22 protein-coding genes are annotated in these 23,433 nt (G+C 56.8%); 12 read left to right on the top strand and 10 right to left on the bottom strand.

Annotation, left to right across the window (positions count from 1 at the left end):
• Nucleotides 1-295 precede the first annotated feature (295 nt).
• From HPC62_RS13810 to HPC62_RS13780, 8 genes are all read left to right on the top strand, one after another.
• Nucleotides 296-1,465, top strand: coding sequence for a histidinol-phosphate transaminase (locus HPC62_RS13810; protein ID WP_172356574.1), 1,170 nt, complete (start codon nucleotides 296-298; stop codon nucleotides 1,463-1,465).
• Between the two features lie 198 nt (nucleotides 1,466-1,663).
• The gene (locus tag HPC62_RS13805) at nucleotides 1,664-3,058 is read left to right on the top strand and encodes a diaminopimelate decarboxylase family protein (RefSeq protein ID WP_172356572.1); all 1,395 of its coding nucleotides are present in this window, start codon (nucleotides 1,664-1,666) and stop codon (nucleotides 3,056-3,058) included.
• Nucleotides 3,059-3,189: 131 nt separating this feature from the next.
• Nucleotides 3,190-4,542, top strand: coding sequence for a Rossmann-fold NAD(P)-binding domain-containing protein (locus HPC62_RS13800; RefSeq protein ID WP_172356570.1), 1,353 nt, complete (start codon nucleotides 3,190-3,192; stop codon nucleotides 4,540-4,542).
• Nucleotides 4,543-4,905: 363 nt separating this feature from the next.
• Nucleotides 4,906-5,808, top strand: a complete 903-nt coding sequence (locus HPC62_RS13795; protein WP_172356568.1) for a fatty acid desaturase — start codon at nucleotides 4,906-4,908, stop codon at nucleotides 5,806-5,808.
• 183 nt (nucleotides 5,809-5,991) lie between these two features.
• Complete coding sequence (locus HPC62_RS13790) at nucleotides 5,992-6,711, top strand: SDR family oxidoreductase (RefSeq protein WP_172356566.1); 720 nt, start codon at nucleotides 5,992-5,994, stop codon at nucleotides 6,709-6,711.
• A gap of 280 nt (nucleotides 6,712-6,991) precedes the next feature.
• Nucleotides 6,992-9,460 (top strand): dynamin-like GTPase family protein, encoded by a 2,469-nt coding sequence (locus HPC62_RS13785; RefSeq protein ID WP_172356564.1) that lies wholly within the window; start codon nucleotides 6,992-6,994, stop codon nucleotides 9,458-9,460.
• Between the two features lie 448 nt (nucleotides 9,461-9,908).
• Nucleotides 9,909-10,025 (top strand): hypothetical protein, encoded by a 117-nt coding sequence (locus HPC62_RS24315; protein ID WP_390819231.1) that lies wholly within the window; start codon nucleotides 9,909-9,911, stop codon nucleotides 10,023-10,025.
• 9 nt (nucleotides 10,026-10,034) lie between these two features.
• Entirely contained in the window at nucleotides 10,035-10,277 is a 243-nt protein-coding gene (locus HPC62_RS13780; protein WP_172356562.1) for an HNH endonuclease, read from the top strand.
• Nucleotides 10,278-10,639: 362 nt separating this feature from the next.
• Here the strand turns inward: HPC62_RS13780 and HPC62_RS13775 are convergent, their stop codons facing one another.
• The 9 genes from HPC62_RS13775 to HPC62_RS13735 form a co-directional block, all read right to left on the bottom strand.
• A complete protein-coding gene (locus tag HPC62_RS13775) occupies nucleotides 10,640-11,023 on the bottom strand; it encodes a RidA family protein (RefSeq protein WP_172356560.1) in 384 nt (127 codons plus the stop codon).
• Nucleotides 11,024-11,316: 293 nt separating this feature from the next.
• Nucleotides 11,317-11,874, bottom strand: coding sequence for an NUDIX hydrolase (locus tag HPC62_RS13770; protein WP_172356558.1), 558 nt, complete (start codon nucleotides 11,872-11,874; stop codon nucleotides 11,317-11,319).
• Nucleotides 11,875-11,944: 70 nt separating this feature from the next.
• Complete coding sequence (gene ispF, locus HPC62_RS13765; protein ID WP_172356556.1) at nucleotides 11,945-12,424, bottom strand: 2-C-methyl-D-erythritol 2,4-cyclodiphosphate synthase; 480 nt, start codon at nucleotides 12,422-12,424, stop codon at nucleotides 11,945-11,947.
• A 141-nt stretch (nucleotides 12,425-12,565) separates the two neighbouring features.
• Nucleotides 12,566-13,432, bottom strand: coding sequence for a hypothetical protein (locus HPC62_RS13760; RefSeq protein WP_172356554.1), 867 nt, complete (start codon nucleotides 13,430-13,432; stop codon nucleotides 12,566-12,568).
• A gap of 152 nt (nucleotides 13,433-13,584) precedes the next feature.
• Entirely contained in the window at nucleotides 13,585-14,316 is a 732-nt protein-coding gene (locus tag HPC62_RS13755; protein WP_172356552.1) for a histidine phosphatase family protein, read from the bottom strand.
• Nucleotides 14,279-15,013, bottom strand: coding sequence for a metallophosphatase (locus HPC62_RS13750; protein WP_172356550.1), 735 nt, complete (start codon nucleotides 15,011-15,013; stop codon nucleotides 14,279-14,281). Before HPC62_RS13750 ends, HPC62_RS13755 begins: the two co-directional genes overlap by 38 nt.
• 135 nt (nucleotides 15,014-15,148) lie before the next feature.
• Entirely contained in the window at nucleotides 15,149-16,000 is an 852-nt protein-coding gene (locus tag HPC62_RS13745; RefSeq protein WP_172356548.1) for a metallophosphoesterase family protein, read from the bottom strand.
• 110 nt (nucleotides 16,001-16,110) lie between these two features.
• Nucleotides 16,111-16,971, bottom strand: coding sequence for a GTP-binding protein (locus tag HPC62_RS13740; RefSeq protein WP_172356546.1), 861 nt, complete (start codon nucleotides 16,969-16,971; stop codon nucleotides 16,111-16,113).
• Between the two features lie 47 nt (nucleotides 16,972-17,018).
• Nucleotides 17,019-17,411 (bottom strand): SCO5389 family protein, encoded by a 393-nt coding sequence (locus HPC62_RS13735; protein WP_172356544.1) that lies wholly within the window; start codon nucleotides 17,409-17,411, stop codon nucleotides 17,019-17,021.
• Between the two features lie 178 nt (nucleotides 17,412-17,589).
• Here HPC62_RS13735 and HPC62_RS13730 point away from each other — a divergent pair, with 178 nt between their 5' ends.
• Nucleotides 17,590-18,885, top strand: coding sequence for an FAD/NAD(P)-binding protein (locus HPC62_RS13730; RefSeq protein ID WP_172356542.1), 1,296 nt, complete (start codon nucleotides 17,590-17,592; stop codon nucleotides 18,883-18,885).
• Between the two features lie 41 nt (nucleotides 18,886-18,926).
• Here the strand turns inward: HPC62_RS13730 and HPC62_RS13725 are convergent, their stop codons facing one another.
• Nucleotides 18,927-19,205, bottom strand: coding sequence for a hypothetical protein (locus HPC62_RS13725; RefSeq protein ID WP_172356540.1), 279 nt, complete (start codon nucleotides 19,203-19,205; stop codon nucleotides 18,927-18,929).
• Between the two features lie 308 nt (nucleotides 19,206-19,513).
• Here HPC62_RS13725 and HPC62_RS23740 point away from each other — a divergent pair, with 308 nt between their 5' ends.
• The 3 genes from HPC62_RS23740 to HPC62_RS13710 all read left to right on the top strand — a co-directional run bounded on the left by HPC62_RS23740 (nucleotide 19,514) and on the right by HPC62_RS13710 (nucleotide 23,424).
• Nucleotides 19,514-19,951 (top strand): helix-turn-helix domain-containing protein, encoded by a 438-nt coding sequence (locus HPC62_RS23740; protein ID WP_172356538.1) that lies wholly within the window; start codon nucleotides 19,514-19,516, stop codon nucleotides 19,949-19,951.
• A 461-nt stretch (nucleotides 19,952-20,412) separates the two neighbouring features.
• On the top strand, nucleotides 20,413-21,369 hold the full coding sequence (locus HPC62_RS13715) for a PIN domain-containing protein (RefSeq protein ID WP_172356536.1): 957 nt from the start codon (nucleotides 20,413-20,415) through the stop codon (nucleotides 21,367-21,369).
• Nucleotides 21,370-21,432: 63 nt separating this feature from the next.
• Nucleotides 21,433-23,424 carry a CHAT domain-containing protein gene (locus HPC62_RS13710; RefSeq protein ID WP_172356534.1) on the top strand — a complete coding sequence of 664 codons (1,992 nt, stop codon included), beginning with the start codon at nucleotides 21,433-21,435 and terminating at the stop codon, nucleotides 23,422-23,424.
• Nucleotides 23,425-23,433 lie beyond the last annotated feature (9 nt).

The following is a 23,433-nucleotide window of genomic DNA, read 5'->3' as shown; positions in this document are numbered from 1 at the left end:
GGCGGCCAGTATCCGATTGAAACGCGGATCCAAAACCTCTTTACGAAACCTCTTTACGAAACCTCTTAGAGACACTCAGACCGCTTTCTTCAGCCTACACCATCGCGCCGATGCATCGAGGGGCGATCGCCGCTAATCCCTGAGATTTGGACAAGTAAGGGCTTTTGGGGTTCAGCGCTGCCGAGCGACTGTCCATCGATGCTGCGTCAAGCCAAACATCAACAGACCACTGCTCGAAAATCGTATGCTATGAGAGGTGATTTTAGGCTGTGTGCTTGCAGCGGTAGGCGGGTTTATGCTTCCCTTTTTGCGCTCCGATTTGGCTCAGTTGGTGTCCTACACGCCCCATCCCGGTGGTGCAGATGCGGCGGCTCACGGCTCTCCGACGCAGCCTGCCCAGGTCGATCGGCTGGATACCAACGAAAGCCCCTACGATTTGCCAGAGGACCTGAAGCAAAAACTGGCCTGGGCCTATCAGCATGAACTGGAGGCAAACCGCTATCCCGATGGAGGACATGCGGCGCTGAAAGGGGCGATCGCCCAATATGCCAACCAGTCCGCTTACCAGTCCGCTCAATCCTCTGCTCAATCCTCCGTAAGCTGGGTTACATCGGCGCATATTTCCGTCAGCAACGGGTCTGACGAACTCATCCGGTCGCTGCTGATTGCCACCTGCCTGCGGGCGGAAGGTTCGGTGCTGGTGGCCGACCCCACATTTTCCATGTATGGCATCACGGCCAATACGCTGGGCGTTCCGGTGGTGCGAGTCGGTCGCAACGCGCAAACCTTTGAAACGGACCTCGCCGCTGCCAGCCATGCGATCGCCACGCCTGCCGCCGGACAGCCCGCCATCCGCATCGTGTTCACAGTCCATCCCAACTCGCCCACGGGCAATGCACTCACAGACGCAGAGCTAGACTGGCTGCGGAGCCTGCCGCCCCACATCCTGGTGGTGATTGACGAAGCCTATTTTGAATTCAGTCAGCAAACCGTGCTGGCAGAACTGCCCCAGCATCCCAACTGGGTGATTCTGCGAACCTTTTCCAAGGCGTTTCGGCTAGCGTCGCATCGGGTTGGCTATGCGATCGCCCATCCCGAACTGGCCGCCACGCTGGAAAAAATTCGCCTGCCCTACAACCTGCCCAGCCTGTCGCAACGTGCCGCCGAGCTAGCCCTGGCGCATCAGGATGCGCTGCTGGCTGCTATCCCCATGCTGCTGTCCGAGCGCGATCGCCTCTTCCAAGCCCTTGCCGAGCTGCCGGGAATCACCGTCTGGCCCAGCGCCGCCAATTTTCTGTTCCTGCGGCTCCAGAACGATCCAGCCGAGGAACAGCTAGAAACCCTATTTCAAAGCCTGAAATCCGCCGGAACCCTCGTCCGCAAAACCTGCGGCGGGCTGCGAATTACCATCGGAACGCCAGCGGAAAACCAGCGCACCCTTAATCGCCTCCGCGACCGACTTTAGCCCGCCTCCAACCCTGCGGCATCTAGACAGAACCCTGCAAACGATTCATAATAAAAGCGAGTTTACAAATCTTAAGAAATAGTTAAGAATTCTCCTTTCGATAAATCCGGTTAGGTCGCTACGACCATTCACGACGATTCACCTTCTGAACGCCCCATAGCAAGCTTTAGAAGGCTTCCCATCGCTTGAGGACGATCGATGCCCGGATTGACCCTACCCCTTGCCCCCGCGCCACCAAGCGCAGCCTTGCTGTCTCAGGCCGCCACCCAGTTTGGAGCGCCGCTTTACCTATATGACCTGGCGCTGATTGAGGCCCGATTTGCGGCTCTCAACCACAGCCTCCCCCAGAACTTTCGCCTGCACTACGCCCTCAAGGCGAACAGCAACCTTACTCTTTCGCACCTGCTGGCGCGACGGGGCGCAGCCGCAGAGGTTAGCTCTCTGGGTGAATTCATTGCCGCGCTGAAGTCGGGCTATCCTGCTGAGGAAACGGTTTTCACGGGCCCTGGAAAAACCAATCATGAACTGGCTGAGGCTCTCAATTACCGCATCGGACTGATTGTCGTAGAGTCGGTCAATGAAGCACGACGGCTGAATCAGATAGCGGCGGAGCAGGGGAAACAGCAGCCCATCCTGCTGCGAATTAACCCCCAGTTTCGCACGCTGAATAGCTGTGATTCTGGCTGCGCGATTGACGCGAAGACGAATAGCGTTGTACACGCTGCCGAGAATCCCAACGCAGCCTCCGAAACCATCGAAACAATCTCTGAGTCAAATGGCGGTCATAATGGCGACACGCTAAGACCCATTGCCATGAATGGGCAGGGTGCGAGCAAGTTTGGCGTAGATGAGGCGCAGGCAGCAGCCGAACTGTTGCAGGTTCAGTCGCTTAGCCATGTGCGGCTTCAGGGAATTCATGTGTTCACCGAAAGCAACGTGCTGGATTATCGGCAACTGATTGATGCGTGGCAAAACACTGTGGCGATCGCCCATCGACTGCGGGCCCAGGGGTTTTGCATCGAGGTCATCGACTTTGGCGGCGGTATTGGCGTTCCCTACAACTCCGTAGATGCCGCGTTTGATGTGCCTGCGTTTGGGGCGGCCCTGCAAGCCCTCTTTAGCCACGAGCCGTTTCATTTCATTTTGGAAATGGGGCGCTATCTCGTTTGTGAGGCAGGCATGTATTTGACAGAGGTGCTGGATATCAAAGAATCTCAGGGCAAGCGGTTTGCGATTCTCAACGGCGGCGTTCACCATCTCTACCGCACCCCCGCCATGCAAAATGCCAGCAAGTTTCTGCGGGTATTGGGTAAAGAGTCATCCGACACGATGCCCACTACGATTGCGGGCCAGTTGCCAACGCCTATCGATGTGGTGGTGCGCGATGCGCTGCTGCCCGTGGATTTGGAAATTGGCGATCGCTTGGTCATCCGCAACTGCGGCGCTTACGGCTTCAATCACTCGCTGACAAACTTTGCGCTGCACCCCGCCCCCGCAGAGGTTGCCATCTGGGGCGATCGCCTAGAGCTAATCCGCGCCCGCAGCCACTACGAGGACTTCTTCCAGCATCAGCGATTAATCCAGTTTGACTAACCCAGTTTTAAGTCTTTGGGGGTTGAAACCGCCGAGTTAATTCTTAGCTCGACTCTGCCGAACGCTTCGCAGGTCTGATTCTGCACTTGGCTGTGCAAAATGCTGTGTAATGAATTGATTCAAAAGGTGTCATGACTAATCTAAGCTACGTGACAATTGGCATTCGTCGAGAGAACGAAGCACGCAAGTTTGAAGCCAGAGTGCCGCTGGTTCCATCCGATGTGCAGCGATTGAAGAAACAGTTGGGCGATCGCGTTCGGTTTATCGTGCAGCCAGCACAACTGCGGACGTTCTCTGATGCTGAATTTGCAGCAGCAGGAGCCGTGATTCAGGAAGACCTATCCGAGGCAGAGATCATCTGTTGCGTCAAAGAGCTTTACCCAGAGCAACTGCTGGATGGCAAAACGTACCTGGTGTTTGCCCATGTAATCAAGGGGCAGCCCGAAAATATGCCCCTGCTGCGACAACTGCTCGATCGCCGCATGACGCTGATCGACTACGAATGCATCACCGATGAAGAAGGGCGGCGGACAGTATTTTTTGGGCGATCGGCTGGGCAGACAGGCATGTTTGAAACGCTGAGGGCCTTTGGGCAGCGCTGCGTAGCGTTGGGCAAGTCCTGTGTGTTTGCAGAACTGAAGCCTGTGTATGAGTATGCAAATTTGGCCGAGGCAACGGCGCATTTGCGGACACTGGGCGATCGCCTCCAGCAAGATCCGGCGCTGCTGGGCGTGACGGACTATCCGCTGGTGGTGGCGATCGCCGGATTGGGCAACGTTGGCCAGGGCGCGATGGAAATATTGCAACTGCTGTCGCCGCAAATCGTTTCTGCAGAGGCGTTGCCCGCGCTGTTTGCCTCTGGTCGCACAGGGCTGTTTCAGTGTCCCCTGCGAAAGCCCGACACGCTCCGCAATGGGGACGGTCTTTTCCACAGTGCCGAGTATGCAACCTTCCCTCAGCGCTACAGCAGCCGCATCCCCGACTTATTACCTTACTTATCCATCTTGCTAAATTGTGTCTTCTGGGCCCCGCAATATCCGCGCATTCTGCCCCACGATGCATTTCAAGCTGCATGGCGACGTGGCAATCATCGTCTGCAAGTTGTTGGAGATCTGAGCTGCGATCCACCTGCGGGCAGCGTCGCCTGTACGGTGCAATCGGGCGATTTGTACAACCCGGTGTTTGGCTATGACCCGATCTCGCGGGCAGTGCTAGAGCCATTTCCTGAACAGGGGATCACCGTGATGGCAGTGGACAATCTATCGGCTGGCTTGCCCCACGATGCCTCCGTTGCCTTTAGCGAAATGCTACGCGACTGGATTCCACCGCTGGTTGCGGCCAAGCTGCGCGGAGACAACTGGGTAGCGACACTTCCCCCGGCCCTGCTGCAGGCCACCGTGACGCATCAAGGCCGCTTGATGAAGGGTTTCCAGCGGTTACAGTCTGATCTAGAACGATATGGTTCTATGGTGCAGCCCGTGTAGCGTCTGGAAATCTTAACCCGCGATCGCCCGTGAAGACTTCTTGACTTCTAGCGTGCGATCGCTGCTCATTTCTGATTGCGCTTGCCTATCCTGATCACCTCCTCTAGCTTGATAAATATGCTGATTTGTCAGGCTTTTTTTGCGTGAAAAATTGATTCTTCTCGATGTACCATCCTGGTGTTCTAAAACTTTCCTAGAAAACACCTGCGGAATGTTTTCTAGACATCATCGGAAGTGCTTTGGCTAACTCTAAAATTAAGGTTAATTTTCATTAAGCATTCTCTATTACATTCATCGTTGATACGACTCAGCTTTTCAATACTGGATTCCCTTTGAATCTTCTCGTCCGACGGAGTACGTATCGTGACCCTATCTGTTTCTACTGCAAGCTTTCTGAAAAAGCTGGCGATTTATGGAGCGATCGCCGCTGTCACTATCCCATGCATCCTCCTGTTCCCATTTCCATTCAGGCTGCCGTTCCAATTTGTGATGGGCGTGATGTTTGCCCACGGGGTCGAGCTTTCTCACGAAATGATTCACCAGAAGCACTTTGGGCGACGCTGGGGCGGGGCGATCGGCTTCCTGCTTGGGCTACCGATGGGTGTGGAGTTTACCCGCTACAGCCTCACCCACAGCTACCACCACCGGGCCGTAGGTACGCCCGAAGACGAAGAATCCTTTTCCTATGACTTTGGCAAGCTGAGCGCACCGCTGAGCTTTTTGCTGCACTTGTCTATGCTGAGTCACTACTGCACAGTGGCTCGCAGTTTGCTGAGTTCCCTATTGGGTCATGAAGCTGCGATTCGGATTAGTATGGGTTCGGCAGGCACAACAGCACCCCGCTGGGTGATCGCCAACGTGATGCGCGGCTACAAAGTCATGGCACTGCTGCTGTTTGGCATGGGGCTGATAACAGCCGTTCTGCAAACGCCTGTGTTCGTTCATCTCTGGCTCGTGCCGCTGCTGTTTGCGGGCCCCGTTCATGCACTGATCGAGCTGCCGGAACACTGGGGCTGTCAGCGAGATACCACAGACATAATGGTCAACACGCGCACGATCTTACCGAGCCGCTTTGCCGACTGGCTGACCAATGGCAACTGCTGGCACGTCGAACACCACTACAAGCCTGCCCTGCCAATGGCCGACCTCCCCAGACTACATGAGGCGATCGCCCCCCAGATCAAGTATCTGAACTTGGGCTACGGCGAGTTTTATCGCGAGTTTTTCACCGAACTATGGAGATCGCCAGTTGCCCCCACTGACTGAAGCCTATCGCAATCTTGGTCGCCGGACATTTCGCCAAGCAGTGAGGGACTGGGTTGAACGACAGATGGAACAAGAGTCAGCACAGGATTAGACCGGGTAATCCAATTTTTTAGAGCCTTTTGCGTTATTTTTTGTGCATGGCAGCGGTGCAGGCTTAGGATATCTTTGGAAACGCAAGAGCGTATGCAAAGACGAATTGCTATTACAGGCGTTGGGCAGGGGCTAGGGCGATCGCTCGCGCATCGGTTCATCACGCTGGGGCATACGGTCTGTGGCTGTGATCTGAATGGAGGGGCGATTGCCCAGTTGCAGCAGCAATACGCCGCCCTGCATCAGTTTCAGAGCGACCCGTTTCAAAGCCGCCCGTTTCAGAGCCACCTGTTTCAGAGCGTGGACGTAACCCGACCGGATCAGGTAAATGCCTGGGCGGAATCGATCCTAGAGCAGGGCGCACCAGATTTGCTGATCAATAATGCGGGCTATACGCCGCCGATGTCTGCCTTTTGGGACTTGCCTGCTGTCGAGTTTGACCGGACGCTGGCGGTCAACGTGCAGGGAGTCGCCAATGTGCTGCGGGCGTTTCTTCCGGCAATGGTGGCGCAGCAGCAGGGCATTATCGTGAATTTGAGCGCCCGCTGGGGACGACAGGGAGCCGCCAACGCTGCTGCCTACTGCGCCAGCAAGTGGGCCATCGAGGGGCTAACCCAGGCGATCGCCCTGGAACTGCCTGCTGGCATGGCGGCGGTCACCTTTTCGCCCGGAGCCGTCCACACCCACGCGCTAGAAGTGGTTTATGGTGCAGAAAAGGCTGCGACCTATCCCAGTCCCGATGAATGGGCAGAGCAGGCGGCTGAAACCCTGCTGGCGATCGCCCCAGAGCAAAACGGTCAAGCCCTGCCCTAGGCGCAAAATTCTGTCGCCAACTCCTGCTGCTAACTCAAACATTTCAAACATTTAAAGATTCAGGACTTGCACACTTGCGATAAGTTTTCTGGGTTTTGGAGGATGTCTCGCGGGCTGCATCCGTGAGATATCCTCCAACTGCGTAAGACCTAAGATTTTCTGGCAAACACCGTGATTTCCGAAGTGTGGCAATCCGAACTGATCGGGTTGCGAAGTGTTGCGAAATGGGAATCCTGTCGTTGGAATCTACCCATGTACCAATTCTTGGATTGTCACAGCTATGACTGCTCCTTCACCCCAGGGCCAATCGCTACAAGTCCCGGTTACTCGTTTGATAGAACTGCTGCGCCAAGAGCCAGCGCTGCGATCGCACCTCGACACGACTCAGGCCGAAGCGTCGCTGGCAAAGGCGATCGCCCCTACGTTTGAAATCGTCTTTGCAGGAGCCTTCAGCGCCGGAAAATCCATGCTGATCAACGCCCTGCTGGAGCGCGAATTGCTCTATAGCGCCGAAGGCCACGCTACCGGCACGGAATGCCGGATTGCCTACGCCGAAGCGGGCCAGGAGCGCGTCGTGCTGACCTTTATGAGCGAGGCAGAAATCCGCGAACAGGCGGCGGCGCTGTGCCAGCGGCTAGGGGTGACGGCTCCGGCAGACATTCGCCAGCCCGACGTGGTCAGCCTGCTGCAAGGGCTGTGCCGCGACGTGATTGCCACCGAGGGCGGCGAGAGCAAGTCGGAACGGGCTAAGCAGGCCAGTGCGCTGAATTACCTGCTGGAAGGGTTTGTCGCCAATGGCGATCGCATCCACCCGACGCAAAACCAGACCTATTCGATGGAGCAGTTCCAGTTTGCCACGCTCCAGGAAGCCGCCGCCTACGCCCGCCGGGGAGCTAACAGCGCCGTCCTCAAGCGGATTGAATACTACTGCCATCATCCGCTGCTGCAAGACGGAAACGTGCTGGTAGACACGCCGGGAATCGATGCGCCCGTAAAGCGCGATGCGGAACTGACCTACCGCAAGATCGAAAATCCCGATACGTCCGCCGTGGTGTGCGTGCTGAAGCCTGCTGCTGCGGGCGACATGACCAGCGAAGAAACGGAACTGCTGGAGACGACTCGCAGTAATCCTGGCGTGCGCGATCGCGTCTTTTATGTGTTCAACCGGATTGACGAAACCTGGTACAACACGCAGCTTCGCCAGCGGCTCGATCGCCTCGTGCAGGAGCAGTTTCAGGACACCAACCGGATCTATCGCACCAGCGCCCTTTTGGGGTTCTATGGCAGCCAGATTCGCCACACCAGCGTGGGCGATCGCTACGGGTTAGATTCTCTCTTTGCCGACAGCATTCGCATCAGTGGGGAAATTGAAGACACGCCGCAATTCGTGAATGAATTCAATCGCTACTGCGCCAACTCTGGCAAACTGCCTGCCGATCGCTTTCGCATTGACGTGCGGAGCTATGAATCGCCCAATGAAAACTACGTGCGAATCTTGAACGAACAGGGGCGATCGCTGATTGAGCAGTTGATTCACGATAGCGGCATTGAAACCTTTCGCAACGCTATTACTCGCTATCTGACCGAAGAGAAGCGTCCCCAACTCCTCGCTACACTGGCAGACGACTTGCAGCCCCTCTGCATCGCCCTCCGCAAAGCCTATCTGGACGCATGGCAGCATATCGGCAGCCAGCCCCGCGACCTAGAGGGCATCAAGGCGATGGAATTGCGCCAGCTCAGCCACGACCTAAAGCGCGTTGGCGAAGCCTTTCAGCAGGATATCGAAGCTTCGGTGAATGAAGCCGTTGCCAGCAGCCTCAACACTGCCTTTGAAGACGATTTCAAACGCCTCAAAGCCCGCATGGTCAGTCGCTTGGATGAACTGCTGCAAACCTTTTCCGTCAGCGAGGTGCATCGTCAGGCACAAGCCAGCCATAAGCGCAATTCCGTCGTGCCCCTGTCGGGCATTCTGGCAGAGGCATTCTACTACCTGGCAAACGGGCTAGAAGAAGTGCTGGTAGAATCGTCGCAAGACCTGATGGGGCGCTTCTTTCAGCGGCTGATCGACCGGGTGCGCCAGCAGGACTATTACCGCGATTTGTATCGACTGCTGGGCAACGACGGCGGCATCGAGCAAGCCCTGCGCCGACTGCGCGACCGGGCGACTCTGGCGCTAGAAAACGAGGCCAAGACAGAGTGCGATCGCTACGTGCGGGAACGTCCAGAGTTCTATACCGAGGGCACTTGCTCCATCTGGCAACTGCGGCAAACGCTGCAACAAGCCTGTCGCGGCTACGACTACCAAACGATGATCGAGGCGGAACCCGCAATTCGCCAACTGCTCAAGCTCGACTTTGAGCAAAAGGTGAAGGACACCATCACCCGCACCTTCCGCCAGACGATTAACCAAACGCTGAATACGCACCTGCTGCCTAGCGCCCAGCAGCAGGCAGACCACATCCTCCAGCAATACGACGCGGCCCGCGCCTATCTGGCCCGCGTGCTGGAAAAGGAAGCCGAGGAAAAAATTCGCCAGCTCGATCGCCAAAAGGCAGACCTAGAGCAGCACATCGCCGCCTACAACGAGGCGATCGCCACGTTCAATCAGCATCTAGAAACCATGCAGCTTGATCGCAAGGCGTTGCCCAGTATCAGCGAGACAGATCTGGTCATTTTGCCCGCCGAGGAACCCGCCGAGACGCTGGAAACACCGGAAATCGCGACAGTAGAAGAAGGGGCGATCGCCTAATTTCAGCACCTTGGGAAACCCGGTCGTTCTCAACGGGCGATCGGGTTCCCTGCCTGCTTGTGGGATAGGGCGATCGCCCTTTCGGGAAAACTAGGTACGGCTAGATGGGGTGTATCCCAATTTTATAACCCTCACCCTAAATCCCTCTCCCAAAGCGGGAGAGGGACTTCCAATCCGGCTCCCCTTCTCCCGTTTTGGGAGAAGGGGCTGGGGGATAAGGGCAAACTTGCAGAACTGGGATGCGCCCGCCAGACGTGGGTTTACAGGAAAGTTAATCAGGCTAAAAATATGAGTGACTACCCCTATCAAATCTCTTCAGAACTCGCGGAAAGCACAGACGGAGTTATTCAGGTTTTCGTAAATCAATCCTCCGGAGATAACTACAATCGATCTACGGTCAGAGTTAGAACGGGTATTGAAACTATTGGACGTTTGAATTCGATTGAAAGTGTCGGTTGAATTTGTGCCAGATGAAGCAAACACTCCGCAGAATGAGCCGATTGGAGAACATTTGGATACGACGCTTGAGGAAATCCGGCAGATGATGCAGCATCAGGAGCAGTAAGAATTTCGCATGGACAAAACGCCACGGATACGGATTCCGTCGGAGGTGCGGCGGTATGTGATGGAGCGCGATCGCCATCAATGCAACCACTGCGGCGCGGGGCCACACCAGGCAGAACTGACGGTTAATCACATCATTCCGCTGGCGCAAGGTGGGGCAAACGACCTGAGCAACCTGCAAGTGCTGTGTCGGCGCTGCAACTCATCTAAGCGGTATGGATTTGATACGAAGCGCGATCGCCGGATGGTTTGATCCAGAGCAATGCCTATAGGCAGCAGGTAATCGAGGATAGCCTCACACAGGTATCTCACACAGATATCTCACACAGGTATCTCATACGGATATCTCACGCAGGTATCTCATACGGATATCTCACGCAGGTATCTCATACGGATATCTCACACAGGTATCTCACACGGATATCTCACACAGATATTTAGAGAGACAGGAAATTTCTGTTAATAAAGCGTCAGAGCGGTTTTCGTTTGCGCTTTGGGATGGGTTGTAGTGATGACACAGAGCGATCGCCCTTGTCAGTTGTCCTGTGCCAGCCTCCCCATGTCTTCTCCTTCCACAACACAGCACACCGCATCCCCAGGTTCCCCAGTCTCAGGTCAGGAAGGGCGATAGGCCGTCACTTCGATTTCTATTCGCATATTCAAATCGGCTAATCCCGCCACGATCATCGTCGAAGCGGGGCGGATCTCTCCGAAGTATTTTCGCAGCACGGGCCAGCAGGGTTCAAAGTCTTCTCGGTTGGGCACGATATAGCGAACACGCACCACATCCGCCAGGGAAAACCCGGCTTCGTCTAGGGCGGCGCTGATATTTTTCAGGGTTTGCTCTGCCTGCTCTACTACGTCGTCCGCAATCGTCATGGTGCGATAGTCGTAGCCCGTGGTGCCCGACACAAACGCCCAATCGCCCTCCACCACAACGCGAGAATAGGCGACTTCACGTTCAAAAAAGGAACCGGAGGAAATCAGGCGGCGACTCATGATGAAGAGAAATCAGGTTTTAAGTAGGCGGACATTAATAAATATAAAACCCAAAGACCCTGCGCCGCCCGCTGCGCGGGCGGCGCAGGGTTCAGGATCTGTTTTTTAATCTGGTCTATCTACTTAGGTTGCAGAAATCTGGACAGAGCCATGCCCTCATCATGAACGAGGCGCTTATATTCAAGTCTTGCAAACGGCGCTCCAAATGAAATCACAAGAAGCCTTGCAGCCTCCTAGACTCGCCATCTAAAATCGCCAATCTAAAATTGCCAATCTAAAATCCAAAATCAACCTCAGCCCAACTGCCGGGCCTGTAAGTAGGAGCGCAACAGCAGCAGGCTGGAAATCGACTTGGAATCCACCGCTTCCCCGTCTAGGATTGCTTGCTCTAGATCCTGCGGGGTCAACAAGAGGGTTTCCAGATCCTCATCTTCATCCAATCCTGGCGGCGTGTCTAGCTTCTCCAACTCCGTCGCCAAGTAGGTATAGATAATCTCGTCGGAATAGCCCGGAGCCAGGAAAAACTGCCCCAGTTTGTGCCATTGGCTAGCTTTGTAGCCTGTCTCTTCCTGGATTTCGCGCTGGGCAGTGGTCAGTGGGTCTTCGTCTTTCTCAATCGTGCCTGCGGGAAACTCCAGCAGTCGCCGCGATGCCGCAAAGCGATATTGCCGCACCAGCACCAGCTTGCCTTCTGCCGTCATGGGCACGGCCACTGCCCCGCCCGGATGCCGCACACACTCCCAATCGCCCTCGGCTCCGTTTGGCAGGCGCAGGCGGCTCACCTCAAAGTTGAACTTGCGTCCCTGAAAGAGGAGCTTTTGCTTGAGGCGCTGGGGAGGTTCGTGGGCCATGGTCTGGAAAGGGTAGGTAACGAGATTTTGGGGTGAGGGGGTGAGGGGAGACGGTTGCTGGACGATGCCATCATGCTCGCATCAGCAGCGCCACTGCGTAGGCCGCGATCCCTTCTTCTCGTCCGACGGGGCCCAGCTTTTCGTTGGTGGTGGCTTTGATGCCAATTTGATCCGGGGCGAGTTGGAGGGTGGTGGCGAGGCGATCGCGCATCGTTTTAATATGCGGCTTCAGTTTGGGGCGTTCTGCCACGATGACAGAATCGATATTTCCGATCTGCCAACCTTGTGACTGAATTAGCGCGTGGACTTGTTCCAGCAGTTTCAGGCTGTCGGCTCCGGCCCACTGCGGGTCGGTGGGTGGAAAATAGTGCCCAATATCGCCCAAGCTGAGCGCTCCCAGCATCGCGTCCATGATGGCGTGGGTCAGCACGTCGGCATCGCTGTGGCCCAGCAGCCCCAGTTCATGGTCTATCTTAACGCCGCCCAAGATGAGGGGGCGATCGCCCACCAGTCGATGAATGTCGTAGCCGTTCCCAATCCGAATCGCCATAGAGTTTCAGAATTTCGTGGAAAGTGTGTTGCAGAGAGTGTGTTGCAGAGAGTGTGTTGTAGAAAGTGTGTTGTGAAAAAGATGCTCTCTCACGCTAAGCCCTGCGCGAAAGCGGGCGATCGCCCAGCGCTCGGTTGCAGGCTAATTACCGCCCCTTTGCCGCAGTCGATCTGCCTGTTGCAGTGCAGCGTTGCTGTTTTCCCGGTAAAGCACGACGCGGTTTTGGGCAGTGGTGTAGCGGCTGTCGGTGGCGGGCACTTGGGCCATGAGATCGGAGGCTCGCTGCCATCGACTGGCCAGGTCTAGCCAGTCGGCCGAGGTTTGCGCCGTTTGCCCATCGCGCACGGCCGCCTCTGCCAGCCGCACCGCTTGGACAAAGGGATCGGGCGTGGGGGCAGGCGCGGGAGACGGGGACGACTCCACTGGCGAGGCCGGCGCGACGACCTGCTCCATTGGTTTGGGAAGAGAAATGCCTAGCCAGTCGGCCAGGGCCCAGCCCACCAGCAGCGCCAGCACCCCCAGGCTCAGCCCGCCAATCAGAATGCCCCGCCAAAACTGTTTCTTAGCGCGTGCCTCGGTGGGGGATTGGGCCGCAGGTTTGGCTATGTCGAGCATTCGGTTATAGCGCCAGTCTTCGACCATGCGCTGGAGCGGGTTGGGCTGGGGCAGGGTAATTTCTTGCGACCAGAGGAGTTGTTTTTTGGGGTCGCGCTGGATATCCTCAAGCCAGAGAAGCTGCTGCTCTCGCACAATACGGCTGTTGATATTGACACGACGAATGCCATTGGGACTGAGCCGCTCCAAGATGTAGCGGACATCTTCAACGAGCGACTGCTGTTCCAACTGTTCCAGCGTCTCCGCCTCGCACAAAAGCTGAAGCACGCCGTGATCCAGCACCGCCCGAGTCCGCACGCCAGCATCCGCCAGCCGTTCGTTTAGCACCTGAATAATTGCCGACACGCTTCCTTGGCGTGCCTGGCGCTCGATATCGTCGATGGGATCTACCATAATCGCTTGGCAGCAGTCTGATGGCGTTTCCAGTGATTTTAGTGATTTTTAAGGCTAGCGTAAGATTAGCGCATCCTGAGAAATTTATCGCAAAGGATAAACAGCCCCCAATTTTGACCTGTTTTAGGCAGCCTGCTGGGTTTGCTGGGCAGCTAGAACTCTTGCAAATGGCTGGTGTCGTTAAATCGACGAATATGCCAGAGGTCGCTGTTCCAGCGGTTGGGATTGTTGGAGGGGAGTGTCCAGCGCGATCGCTCTAGCCAAAACTCAAACACAGCCGTATTTTTTGTAGAGCAATGCCAGGTGCGATCGCTCCCCAGCATCGCCGCAATGAGATGCTGCAAAATCCAGCTATGGGTGACGATCCATAGCGTTTCGCCGTTGCAATGCGTTGCCAAAACCCGCTGGATAAACCGCTCAGCGCGATCGCGCCCATCTTGTAGGGTTTCGGCTCCTGGTGCGGGAATCCAGTCGGGCGAAGCTTCCAGATCAGCACAGAGTTCGGGATATCGCTCCCGCGCCTCGTCCCAGGTCAGCCCTTTGAAAATGCCGTTTTGAAATTCCAGCAGTTCCTCGGCGTATTCAATCGTCGGTTCAATCGTAGGAATAGAAATTGGATGCAGAACTGGTTCGCTCGTTCTCTGAGCCAGCAAGATTTCTGCCGTTTGCGCTGCCCGCTTGAGGGGGCTGCTGTAGACCTTCGAGGGCGGCTGTCCCTTTGCCCACAGGCGTTCTGCCAGTTGCCGTGCCTGCTGTCGGCCGCGTGCTGTTAGCTCATAGTCGGCATGGCCCTGCATCCGCCGCTCCACATTGCCCACTGACTCGGCATGGCGAATGAAGAGGAGCTTAAGTCGATCTCGGCTGAAATCCTCGCCCTGCTCCATAGCGAACGGTTTTGAATTCGACGATGTTGCTGTATGGATTGTAGAGCGTATAGGTGGCCCGACCCGGAATACGGCCGACATTGCCCACGCCAATTATTTGCCGGGGACGGACGGTTGCTGTTTGGCGCTCTACAGGTCGATCTAGGGTGGCTATAGTAGAGACAATTCCACCCTCCTGCAAGGTATATTGAAACGTTAGCCCCGATCGCCCGCAAAACAGAGAGTTGGCATCCATCCGCAGGAGACGATCGAGCATTTGCACAGGTGGAGTGTCGGGCGTGAGTTCTTCGCTGACGCTGACGCTGCTGCCGTGAATCAGCAAGCAATCTAGCTCAAAAAAGCCAAAATCGAGCGATCGCACCCATGCGACGACCGAGCGCGGTATGGATTCCCATAGCGCTTTGGCTGTGCTTGTGCCGTGGCGCTCCAGCAATTCGGTGGGTTCTGGCGTGCGTCCTAGCCCGTGCAAGCATAGCAATTGCTCTTCCCACCAGCCCTGGCAAACTTGCGGCTGGGGATTGGGATGTTGGGGCGATCGCAGCCATTCTACCAGCGCGATGCTCTCCGGCGTTGGGGCAATCACATCGCCTAATACGTAGAGGGCTTCGATGGGCTGTCGCTGTCGCCGCAGGTCAGCGAGTACGGCTTCATAGGCGGATAAGTTTCCCTCAATGCCGCTTAAAATTGCCCAGAGCATGAATGTTCACCAAATTTTTGATTTTGGGTTTTGGATTTTAGGTTTGGGCGATGGGTATGGGGCGATCGCCCGTTGCGTTTGCCCGCCTTAAGGATTCTGAAGGGATTCTGATACAATGCCGAACTGACCCAGTCCCTAGCGTTCGCAAACGTGGGTGGGATCATCGGCCCGCTCTGCAAATTCCAGACCGTGGGCCAAGCGCCAGGCAAAAATGGGTGACAGTCCCTTAGCGACAATATCGGCGCAGGTCTTGTGATAGTCGTATTCCACCTCGCGCAGTGTCACTTGCTCAGTATCGGTGTCATAGAGAACGTACGTGGCGTTGGGGCGACCGTGGCGCGGTTCGCCAACGGAGCCAGCGTTGACAATTCGCTTCAGCGGCGCATCAAATTTAGTGGTTCTAGAGGACTCCTTGGCAGACTCTTGGGCAGACTCCCTAGCAGACTCTTGTCCTGGAGAGTAGACGCGAACTTGTAGCTGGCCTGACTCAAGTTGCCGGATGTAAGGCACATGGGTGTGCCCGCAAAACAGCACATTGGCACCAGTGGATAGCACTCGCTCCAACGCCACAAAGGCATTTATATTCGGCAGCAGATATTCGTGCTGGCTATGGGGACTGCCATGCACAAAGCAAAGATCGCCATGCCGCAAACTCAAGGGAAGCTGAGCCAGATACTCGCGCACCTCTGGATGGATGGTCTGCTGCGTCCACTCGTGGGCGAGGCGACCGCGCTTTTCGGCCAGCACGGAGGGATAGCTACACTCACAAGCATTCAGCCCTTCCACAATGTCTTCGTCCCAGCAGCCTTGGCAAGTGGGAATATCCAGCGAGCGAATCATTTCTACGACGGCGTTGGGGTGGGGCCCATAGCCGACCAGATCGCCCAAGCAGTAAATTTTGTCGGCGTTCTGGTGGTCAATATCAGACAGCACGGCATTTAGGGCTTCGTAATTGCCGTGGATACAGGAGAGGACTGCCAGTTTCATAGGGGTGCTTGTGTTCTTGAAAGAAGAAGGGCGGAAAGGGTCTTGAATTGGAGGTTGCTTCGGCTGGAAGTCGAGAGTTGGGAGATGGAATGGTAAGGGGGGGTGGGTTGCTAGCCTAGGCTGGCTTTGAGCTGCTGCTGATAGTAGGCGATCGCCTCGTCATCTAGGCAACAATCTTTTAGAGTTTGGGCGATCGCTCTCTGATCTAGCCCTATGCCCAGCACCTCGACACCACTTAGGCGAGTGGGTCGGCCCTCTAGCCAGCGCGGCAGGTCAAGTTCGGTGTAGTCGGTGGTAGGTGGCGCTGCGGACAAGTCAGTTGCAGACAAATCAGAGGACAGCGATGGCGAAGGTGATGAGGTTGCAGTAGGCGCAGCCGTGGCGTTCACAAAGGCGTTCACAAAATTGAAATAAAACGCTCGCCCGTCGGCTACGTCAAAAAGGCCCTTCGCCCGCAGAACTTTGCCATACGCGCCGTGGGTTAGCTCAAACCAAACGGTGTCTAGACTAGCGGGGTCAAACACTTGCCCTGTAAGGGGCGATCGCCACAAATCCAACACCTGCGCCTCGCTAGATACCATCGCTAGCAGAGAAACCCCCATGCCCCCAACCACCACCTCCTCTGCCCAATCATGCCACTCGGTTTGTGTCGCAGCAGGCGGCAACACTGCCACTCGCCGACAAGCCGCCACTCTAGGTAACGACAGCGTAGAGGGATCAATCTGAAACCCTAGCTCCACAAACAGCGGACAGGATCGCTCGTCAAGCTCCCAGTCCAATAAATCCGCCTCTTCCCATAGAAACAGGTTTGGCAGTTCTGCTGCCAGGTAGGTTCCATCCAGCGGCACAGCGCCCGCCCCCAAGTTGAGATAACCAGCAGGCTGACCTGCCGCTGCGATTTGCTGTCTAATCCAGGTCGTTTTGCCAATGCCAGGGGGGCCGGCCACAAGCGTGAGGAGGGGCGATCGCATCTCGAAGTTCTACTCGAAGTTCTATCTATATCTCAGCAGTCTTTATCTCAGCAGTCTTTGAGTTTGGGAGTTTGATTGAGAATCTGACTGCGAATCGAGACAAAATCTCGGTATTCCGGTGAATCTAGAAAATCGAGGCGAAATGCTGCCAGATTGTGGCAATTTTGAAACGCTAGCTTGACCTTGAAATGACGCTCCACTGCTCCTCGAATTGCATCACCCCCTACCAGGCGAAGCAGTTGCCCCCGTGCTTGCTCGCTCGGCGGCACAACGGCGTAGTGATCCCAGGCTTTCCCGCCCCGATGAATTTGGTGGGCCAGCTTTTCTACGATCTGCCAGGCATAGGGCAACGACTCGCGGATCGTTTGCACAAACGCAGCTTCATCGATGTCGCCAGTCTGGGCTTGCTGAATGAGGTCGGGTGAAACGGTCAAAGACATGGGCTTTGCTCCCTCGATAGCGAGATAAATCGCGAAACACAGGCAATTGGTTTCAGTATACCGAAAAAATGATAATGATTATCATTCTAATTGGATTCATTTAAGAATTGCGCTGGGCGGGCTGAGGTCAGGTTATCAGCGCTTTGTGTGGATTTCGTGACGTTTTTGAGTTTCTGCTATGGATTCGGTTGTGCGATCGCTCCCACAGGCTATTGACTTAGCGGTGATTGGGGCTGGGCCCCACGCGCTGACGCTAGTGACGCATCTGCTGCAAAAGAACAAGCGAATGCGAGGGCGAGTTTGGGTGTTTGACCCCAGCGGCACCTGGATGCACCAATGGAATCATCAGTTTTTGGCTTTGGACATCCCTCACCTGCGATCGCCCGCGGTGCATCATCCTGATCCCGACCCCTACGCGCTGCGCCGCTTTGCTGAGTCTCGCTGGGATGAGTTGTTTCCACCCTATGATTTGCCCGGAACACTGCTATTTCAGGAGTTTTGTCAAAATGTGGTGCAGCGGTGGAATTTGTCTGATTGGGTCTACCCCGCACAGGTGGTGCAGGTGCAGCCGGAGGGCGATGCTCGCAGGGATCGCTTCGCGAGTCGCCGTCGAAGCCGTTTCTTGCTAACCCTTTCGACTGGAGAAACACTCCACGCCCGACGGGTCGTGCTAGCGACGGGCAGCGGTCGTCCCCACTGGCCCGATTGGGTGCAACAGATTCCGCCAGGCTATCCGGGCGATCGCCTGTTGCACTCTAGCCAAATCGATTTACGAACCCTGCCACTCCGGGGCGAGCGGGTGCTGATTATTGGCAGTGGGCTGACCAGCGGCCACCTGGCCATCGGTGCTATTCAACGGGGTGCAAAGGTCATCCTGCTGGCGCGGCGAAAGGTTTACGAAAAGCTGTTCGATGCCGATCCGGGCTGGCTGGGGCCAAAGTATCTCAAAGACTTTTGGGCAGAGCCAGATTGGTTCGCTCGCTGGCAGATGATCCAGCAAGCCCGCAATGGCGGCTCGATGACACCGGCCATTCTGACCCAACTGCGGCGGCTGATGCGGGACGGACATCTGGAACTGTTTGAGCAGTGTGAAGTCGCGGCCGCCCGCTGGGTTCTAGAGGAACCGCCTGATGCATCAGAGCAGGCGGCACAACATCGCTCAGGCTATTGGCGCATTTGCTGCAAGAACCCAGCCCTGCACGACTGCATCCACACGCAGCGAATTGACCGCCTTTGGCTGGCTACTGGCAGCCAGCTCGATGGGTCGCAGCATCCCCTACTGCAAGACATCGCAGCCCAGTACCCGGTGGAATGGGTCAAGGGGCTGCCTGTGCTGGAGGAAACTCTGACGTGGCCGGGTATTGGGCTACACGTCATGGGTGGACTGGCAGCGCTGCACGTCGGCCCTACAGCCCGCAACCTCTCTGGGGCCCGGTCGGCGAGCGATCGCATCGTTAGAGCGCTGTTGACCTGAGGGCGATCGCCCCACCGCCGATCTGTTTCATCAATCCCCAGCTAGCCAATCGGCCGCATCGGCTGGGTTGGGTAAATCCGTTCGGGTGTGGGCTGCGGTCGAGGCGTTTGAACCCCGCCCGTATTCACCACGAGCCACAGCAGCACTCCCAGCAAAATCGCCAGAATGAAGCCGCCGTCAGGGCCGCCTGCTGGGTCTTGGCGTTCGATGCGATAGCGATCGCCCGTGTTGGGGTCAAAGGCTTCCCGGTCGGAAAGCTTGACTAGGCGGCGATAGTCGCTGCGGAAATCGTCGTTGTGGTCGTCTGGCAAAATCAGCATGATTTTCAGTTTCCCCCGAAAAATTTGGCAGAAAATTGCAGAAAATTTTGGCAATCGAGTGATTGAGCGATTCAGCAATCGGTCTAGCGATCTCTAGTGATTTCTAGCGATCGGTCTAGCGATCGGTTAGTTGCCTGCCAGTCTGCTGCTCCCGAAGCCGATTGGTGGAAACTATAAACAGTTTAGCCTAAAAAAATACAGGGTGAAAATATTAGGCTTATAATCTTACACAAGATTTAATACACAATTTGAATTGCCTAAAACTGTGTTAGGCTGAGCCTCTAGAACCATCAGATTGGGAGGACTGAATGCACACCCCAGAACCCCGCTCTCGCATTGCGGAACTTCGCAAAGCGGCTGGCCTCACTCAGCTTCAGCTTTCGCAGCGAGTCGGCGTAACAGAAACCACCATTGCCAACTGGGAACGCGGTCGCGGCGGTCTAGATTGGATTGTCAAGCTGATCCGGCTGTGCGATGCGCTGAACTGCAATCTCAAAGACCTGATCGAAGACCCGGCGACGACTGCTGCGCCGCTGCTGTCGCTGGAGGAGGCGCAAGCCCTGATGCGACCACCTGCGCCGACCCATCCGCCCGCCGCAGAAACCGAGGCGATCGCCCCCCCACCCCCTGCCCCAGTCGCAGAACCCAATGCGCTATCCCTCAGCGAGGCACAGCGACTCATGGGCAGTCCGGCTCCTGAGCCTGCTCCAGAGGCGACGCAGCAACAGCCCCGCTCCATCGGCTAGCGGCCGTGCCCCAGCCAGATTCTCAGCCCGTCCAAAAAGTTCATTTAGTTCAGCTAGTTCAGCAAATAATTCAACAGCTCTGTCAACTGCCCCCGAATACAAGCAAATAATGCTATCATCAACCCATTCGAGTCAAAGATATCGTTTTTCGATATCAACTCCGCCATCAATCCCGCCATCAATCCCGCCATCAATTGAGCTTTGTCGGGGGAGTCCACACGGCTAAACGGGCGATCGCACTGCCCGCGTCCTGGTTCTGACGGTTTAGCGCAACGGCCGCCTTGTGGATGATGACCGACCCTCGCGCCCGGTTTGCTCTGTCTTCAGGAGGAGTTTTGGGGCTGGGGCCAACGCCAAATCATAAAGCTGAGTCATCAGGCTGAGTCTTTTAGATAAGCCCCCTCACCAAACCCCTTGAGGAGTCTGCACCGCTACTCACGTCACGCTCAGGAGAGAGTTTCATGGTTTCTAATCGCTCCCCCCAATCGCTCTGTACCCGGTGCTACATGCTAGACGCAGATTTGTTGGTGGATCTGATTTTGAGCCGTCCGAGCATCAGCGCCGACTATGCCAGCTTTCTGTGGCAATGCTTGCAGCAGCGGCAGATCCACGGCTGCATCACCGAACTGGGCTATCAGCGGCTCTGCATCATTATGAACCAGCGCGACGCTCGCCACGCGCTGACTCTTGCGGAGGTGCTGATGCGGATGCTGACGGTGTGCCGGAGCGATGCCAATATCTGGCTGCGGGCTAATAGCCAGCCCTTTGAATACGACTCGGCAGAGGAAATCGCCTGTGCCTTGCACTATCGCATGGACGGGCTGATCACCCATCGCCCAGAACAGTTTGAGGGCGCGGGCATTCCCGTGCTGTCGCCGCGCGATGTGCTGGAATCTCACCTGCGGCGATCGCTCCAGCCCCCGTCTCACCATTCTTTCCCTCTCCCTGCCCGCTCGATCACGCATCTGGCGAACTGGCGCAATGGACAGTTCGATACGTCCTGGCTGCCGCTGGCAGACATTTGGGATCAGGGACATCTGGGCACGATTTGCCGCGACGCATCGCCCTATGCCGCCCCTTCATCCGCTGGCGGCACGCGGCCCGTCGCCCGTGGCAAATTCGTCGAGGTGCGCCATTTTGACCGACGGCTGGAGCGGGTAGCGCTGATTGTGCAGATCTGCCCGATGCAGCAGCCCGACGTGTTTGATTTGTCGGTCATCTGCGCGGCCCGTGATGGCGGCGACCTGCCCGCAGGCTTGCAACTGTGGGTGGTCGATCAACAGGGCCAGGAGTCGATGGTGGCCCAGCCCAGCCGCAGCGGTCGAGCCACGCTCCAGTTTGAGGGCCAGGCGGGTGAGGCGTTTGATGTGGTGATTAGTCTGGGGGGCGATCGCCACGTCGAAACCTTCCTGATTTGAGCCTTTCCGAACTCCCCTTAGCCCCCAATCCCCAACCCCTACGCCTACCCCGGAGGCATAGCCATGACGAAACTCGTTCTGCTGAGACTAGACGGCGATCTGGCATCGGGCGTGCAGGTGGGTCTAGAAGTGGGCGAAGACGGCAAGCAGCCTGAGCTAGAGTCGTCCGGTCGACTGCCGCCCCAGCCCCACCTGCTGGAATACTTCAACTACTGGCGGTATTGCTATCGCCAGTTGCCCGTGCCGACGCGCCTGCGCCCCAAACAGGTGTCTTATACCAGTTCGGTCTGGTCGTGCATCCAAGCCTGCCACACGGCGGCCAACTATCTCCAGCGGGCAATGTCGAACTGGCTGGCCGCAAGGGAATTTCGCCCCATCAAAGAGGATTTGCTCTGCGAACTCAAGCGCAACGACACTGTGCGTGTGCTGGTTCACACCCGCGACCCGCTGCTGGCGCAGTTGCCGTGGCACTTGTGGGACTTTTTTGAGCGCTACCCCAATACTGAACTGGCCTTTAGCTCGCCTGCTGCTCAGCGCACTCGTCCGGTGCTGACTGTGCCGCCCAGCGGTCGGGTGCGAATTTTGGCAATTTTGGGCAACAGCGCCGGAATCGATATCGCCACCGATCGCGCTTTGCTGGAGCGCCTGCCCCAGGCGGAGGTGAGGTTTCTGGTAGAACCGTCGCGCCAAGAGATCAGCGATCGCCTGTTTGAGCAAACCTGGGACATTCTCTTTTTTGCTGGACATAGCGAAAGCGTTGAGGGTGCAGGCGCGGAGGGGGGCGATCGCGGGCGGATTTTTATCAATCAGACCGACAGTTTGGCGATCGCCGACTTTCGGGCCAGCCTCGACAAAGCCGTGCATCGCGGCCTAAAGCTGGCAATTTTGAACTCCTGCAACGGGCTGGGCCTGGCGCAAGATCTGCGACAGCTTCATATTCCCCAGCTCATCGTCATGCGCGAACCCGTGCCAGATCGCATCGCCCAAGAATTTCTGAAATACTTCCTCAGCGCCTTCTCTCGCGGCACTCCGCTGTATCTGTCAGTGCGGGAGGCCCGCCAGCGTCTAGCAGAACTGGAGCGCGATTTTCCCTGCGCCAGTTGGCTGCCCGTGATTTTTCAAAACCGGGCCGAGATGCCGCCGAGTTGGGCAGAGTTGCTAGGCGAGCCAGGGATAGTGCTGCAAGCCTCCTGGTCGGGGCAGCGGTTTGGGAACCCTGCCAAATCCGCGCTGCCCAGCCCGTCCCCCCAGCATAATCTGGCGCAAGAGGGGCGATATAGAGAACAGAAAGAACAGGAGCATCCCTTCCGAGAACCCGTACAAGCGGCTCCTGGGGGGCGATCGCCCCTCGCCGTGGCCCCGCCCAAAACCCATCTCCTCCCCCTAGCCGAGGCTTTCTCCCATCCTCGACAGATTTCCCCAGAGGAAACTTTATGGGATGCTTCTATTCCGGGTTCCACTCCTGGGAATTCTGAATGGAGAACTCCGAGTTCTACCCATCTGGATGCTCTACCGCCATCAACCACCGCCATGCAAAACCTGAGCCAACCCGCAGCCCAGCCCGACCAACCCACGCCGCCTGCTGTTCCATTCCCTGCGCCCACGCCCCAGCCAGCGGCAGTTCCTACACCTGCTGCTGTGCCGACTGCGACCGCGCCGACTGTACCACCTATGCCGACTGCGCCGACCGCGCCGACCGCGCCAGAGCGCACCAGTCCCGAATATAGCGCCCCCACCACTGACCCCAATTCCGCCGAAGCCAAGCTTGCTCCTGGTATTGAGGCAACGCCTGCCCCGCTTACCTGGCTGCCAGAAGAGGTTTTGCCTATCACTGACGCACTGGGCGTGGGCCCCGTCAGCGACCAGGGCGTTGTAAAAGAAGCCATTTATCCCGGCTATACGGGCTGGGTCATGCACGAAGGGATTCGCTGGAAAGCGTGCCTAGATTTGCCCTGGCGACAGCTACACCTGCCTGTGGATACGCCCGTGCGCGTGATGGGGCGGCTGGACGGCACAAATATTCTGGTGGTTCAGCCCATTAGAGTAGCGGAATGAGCGGCATGA

It is taken from the genome of Thermoleptolyngbya sichuanensis A183, assembly GCF_013177315.1.
Classification (GTDB): domain Bacteria; phylum Cyanobacteriota; class Cyanobacteriia; order Elainellales; family Elainellaceae; genus Thermoleptolyngbya; species Thermoleptolyngbya sichuanensis.
This window is presented reverse-complemented; position numbering and strand designations above follow the sequence as displayed.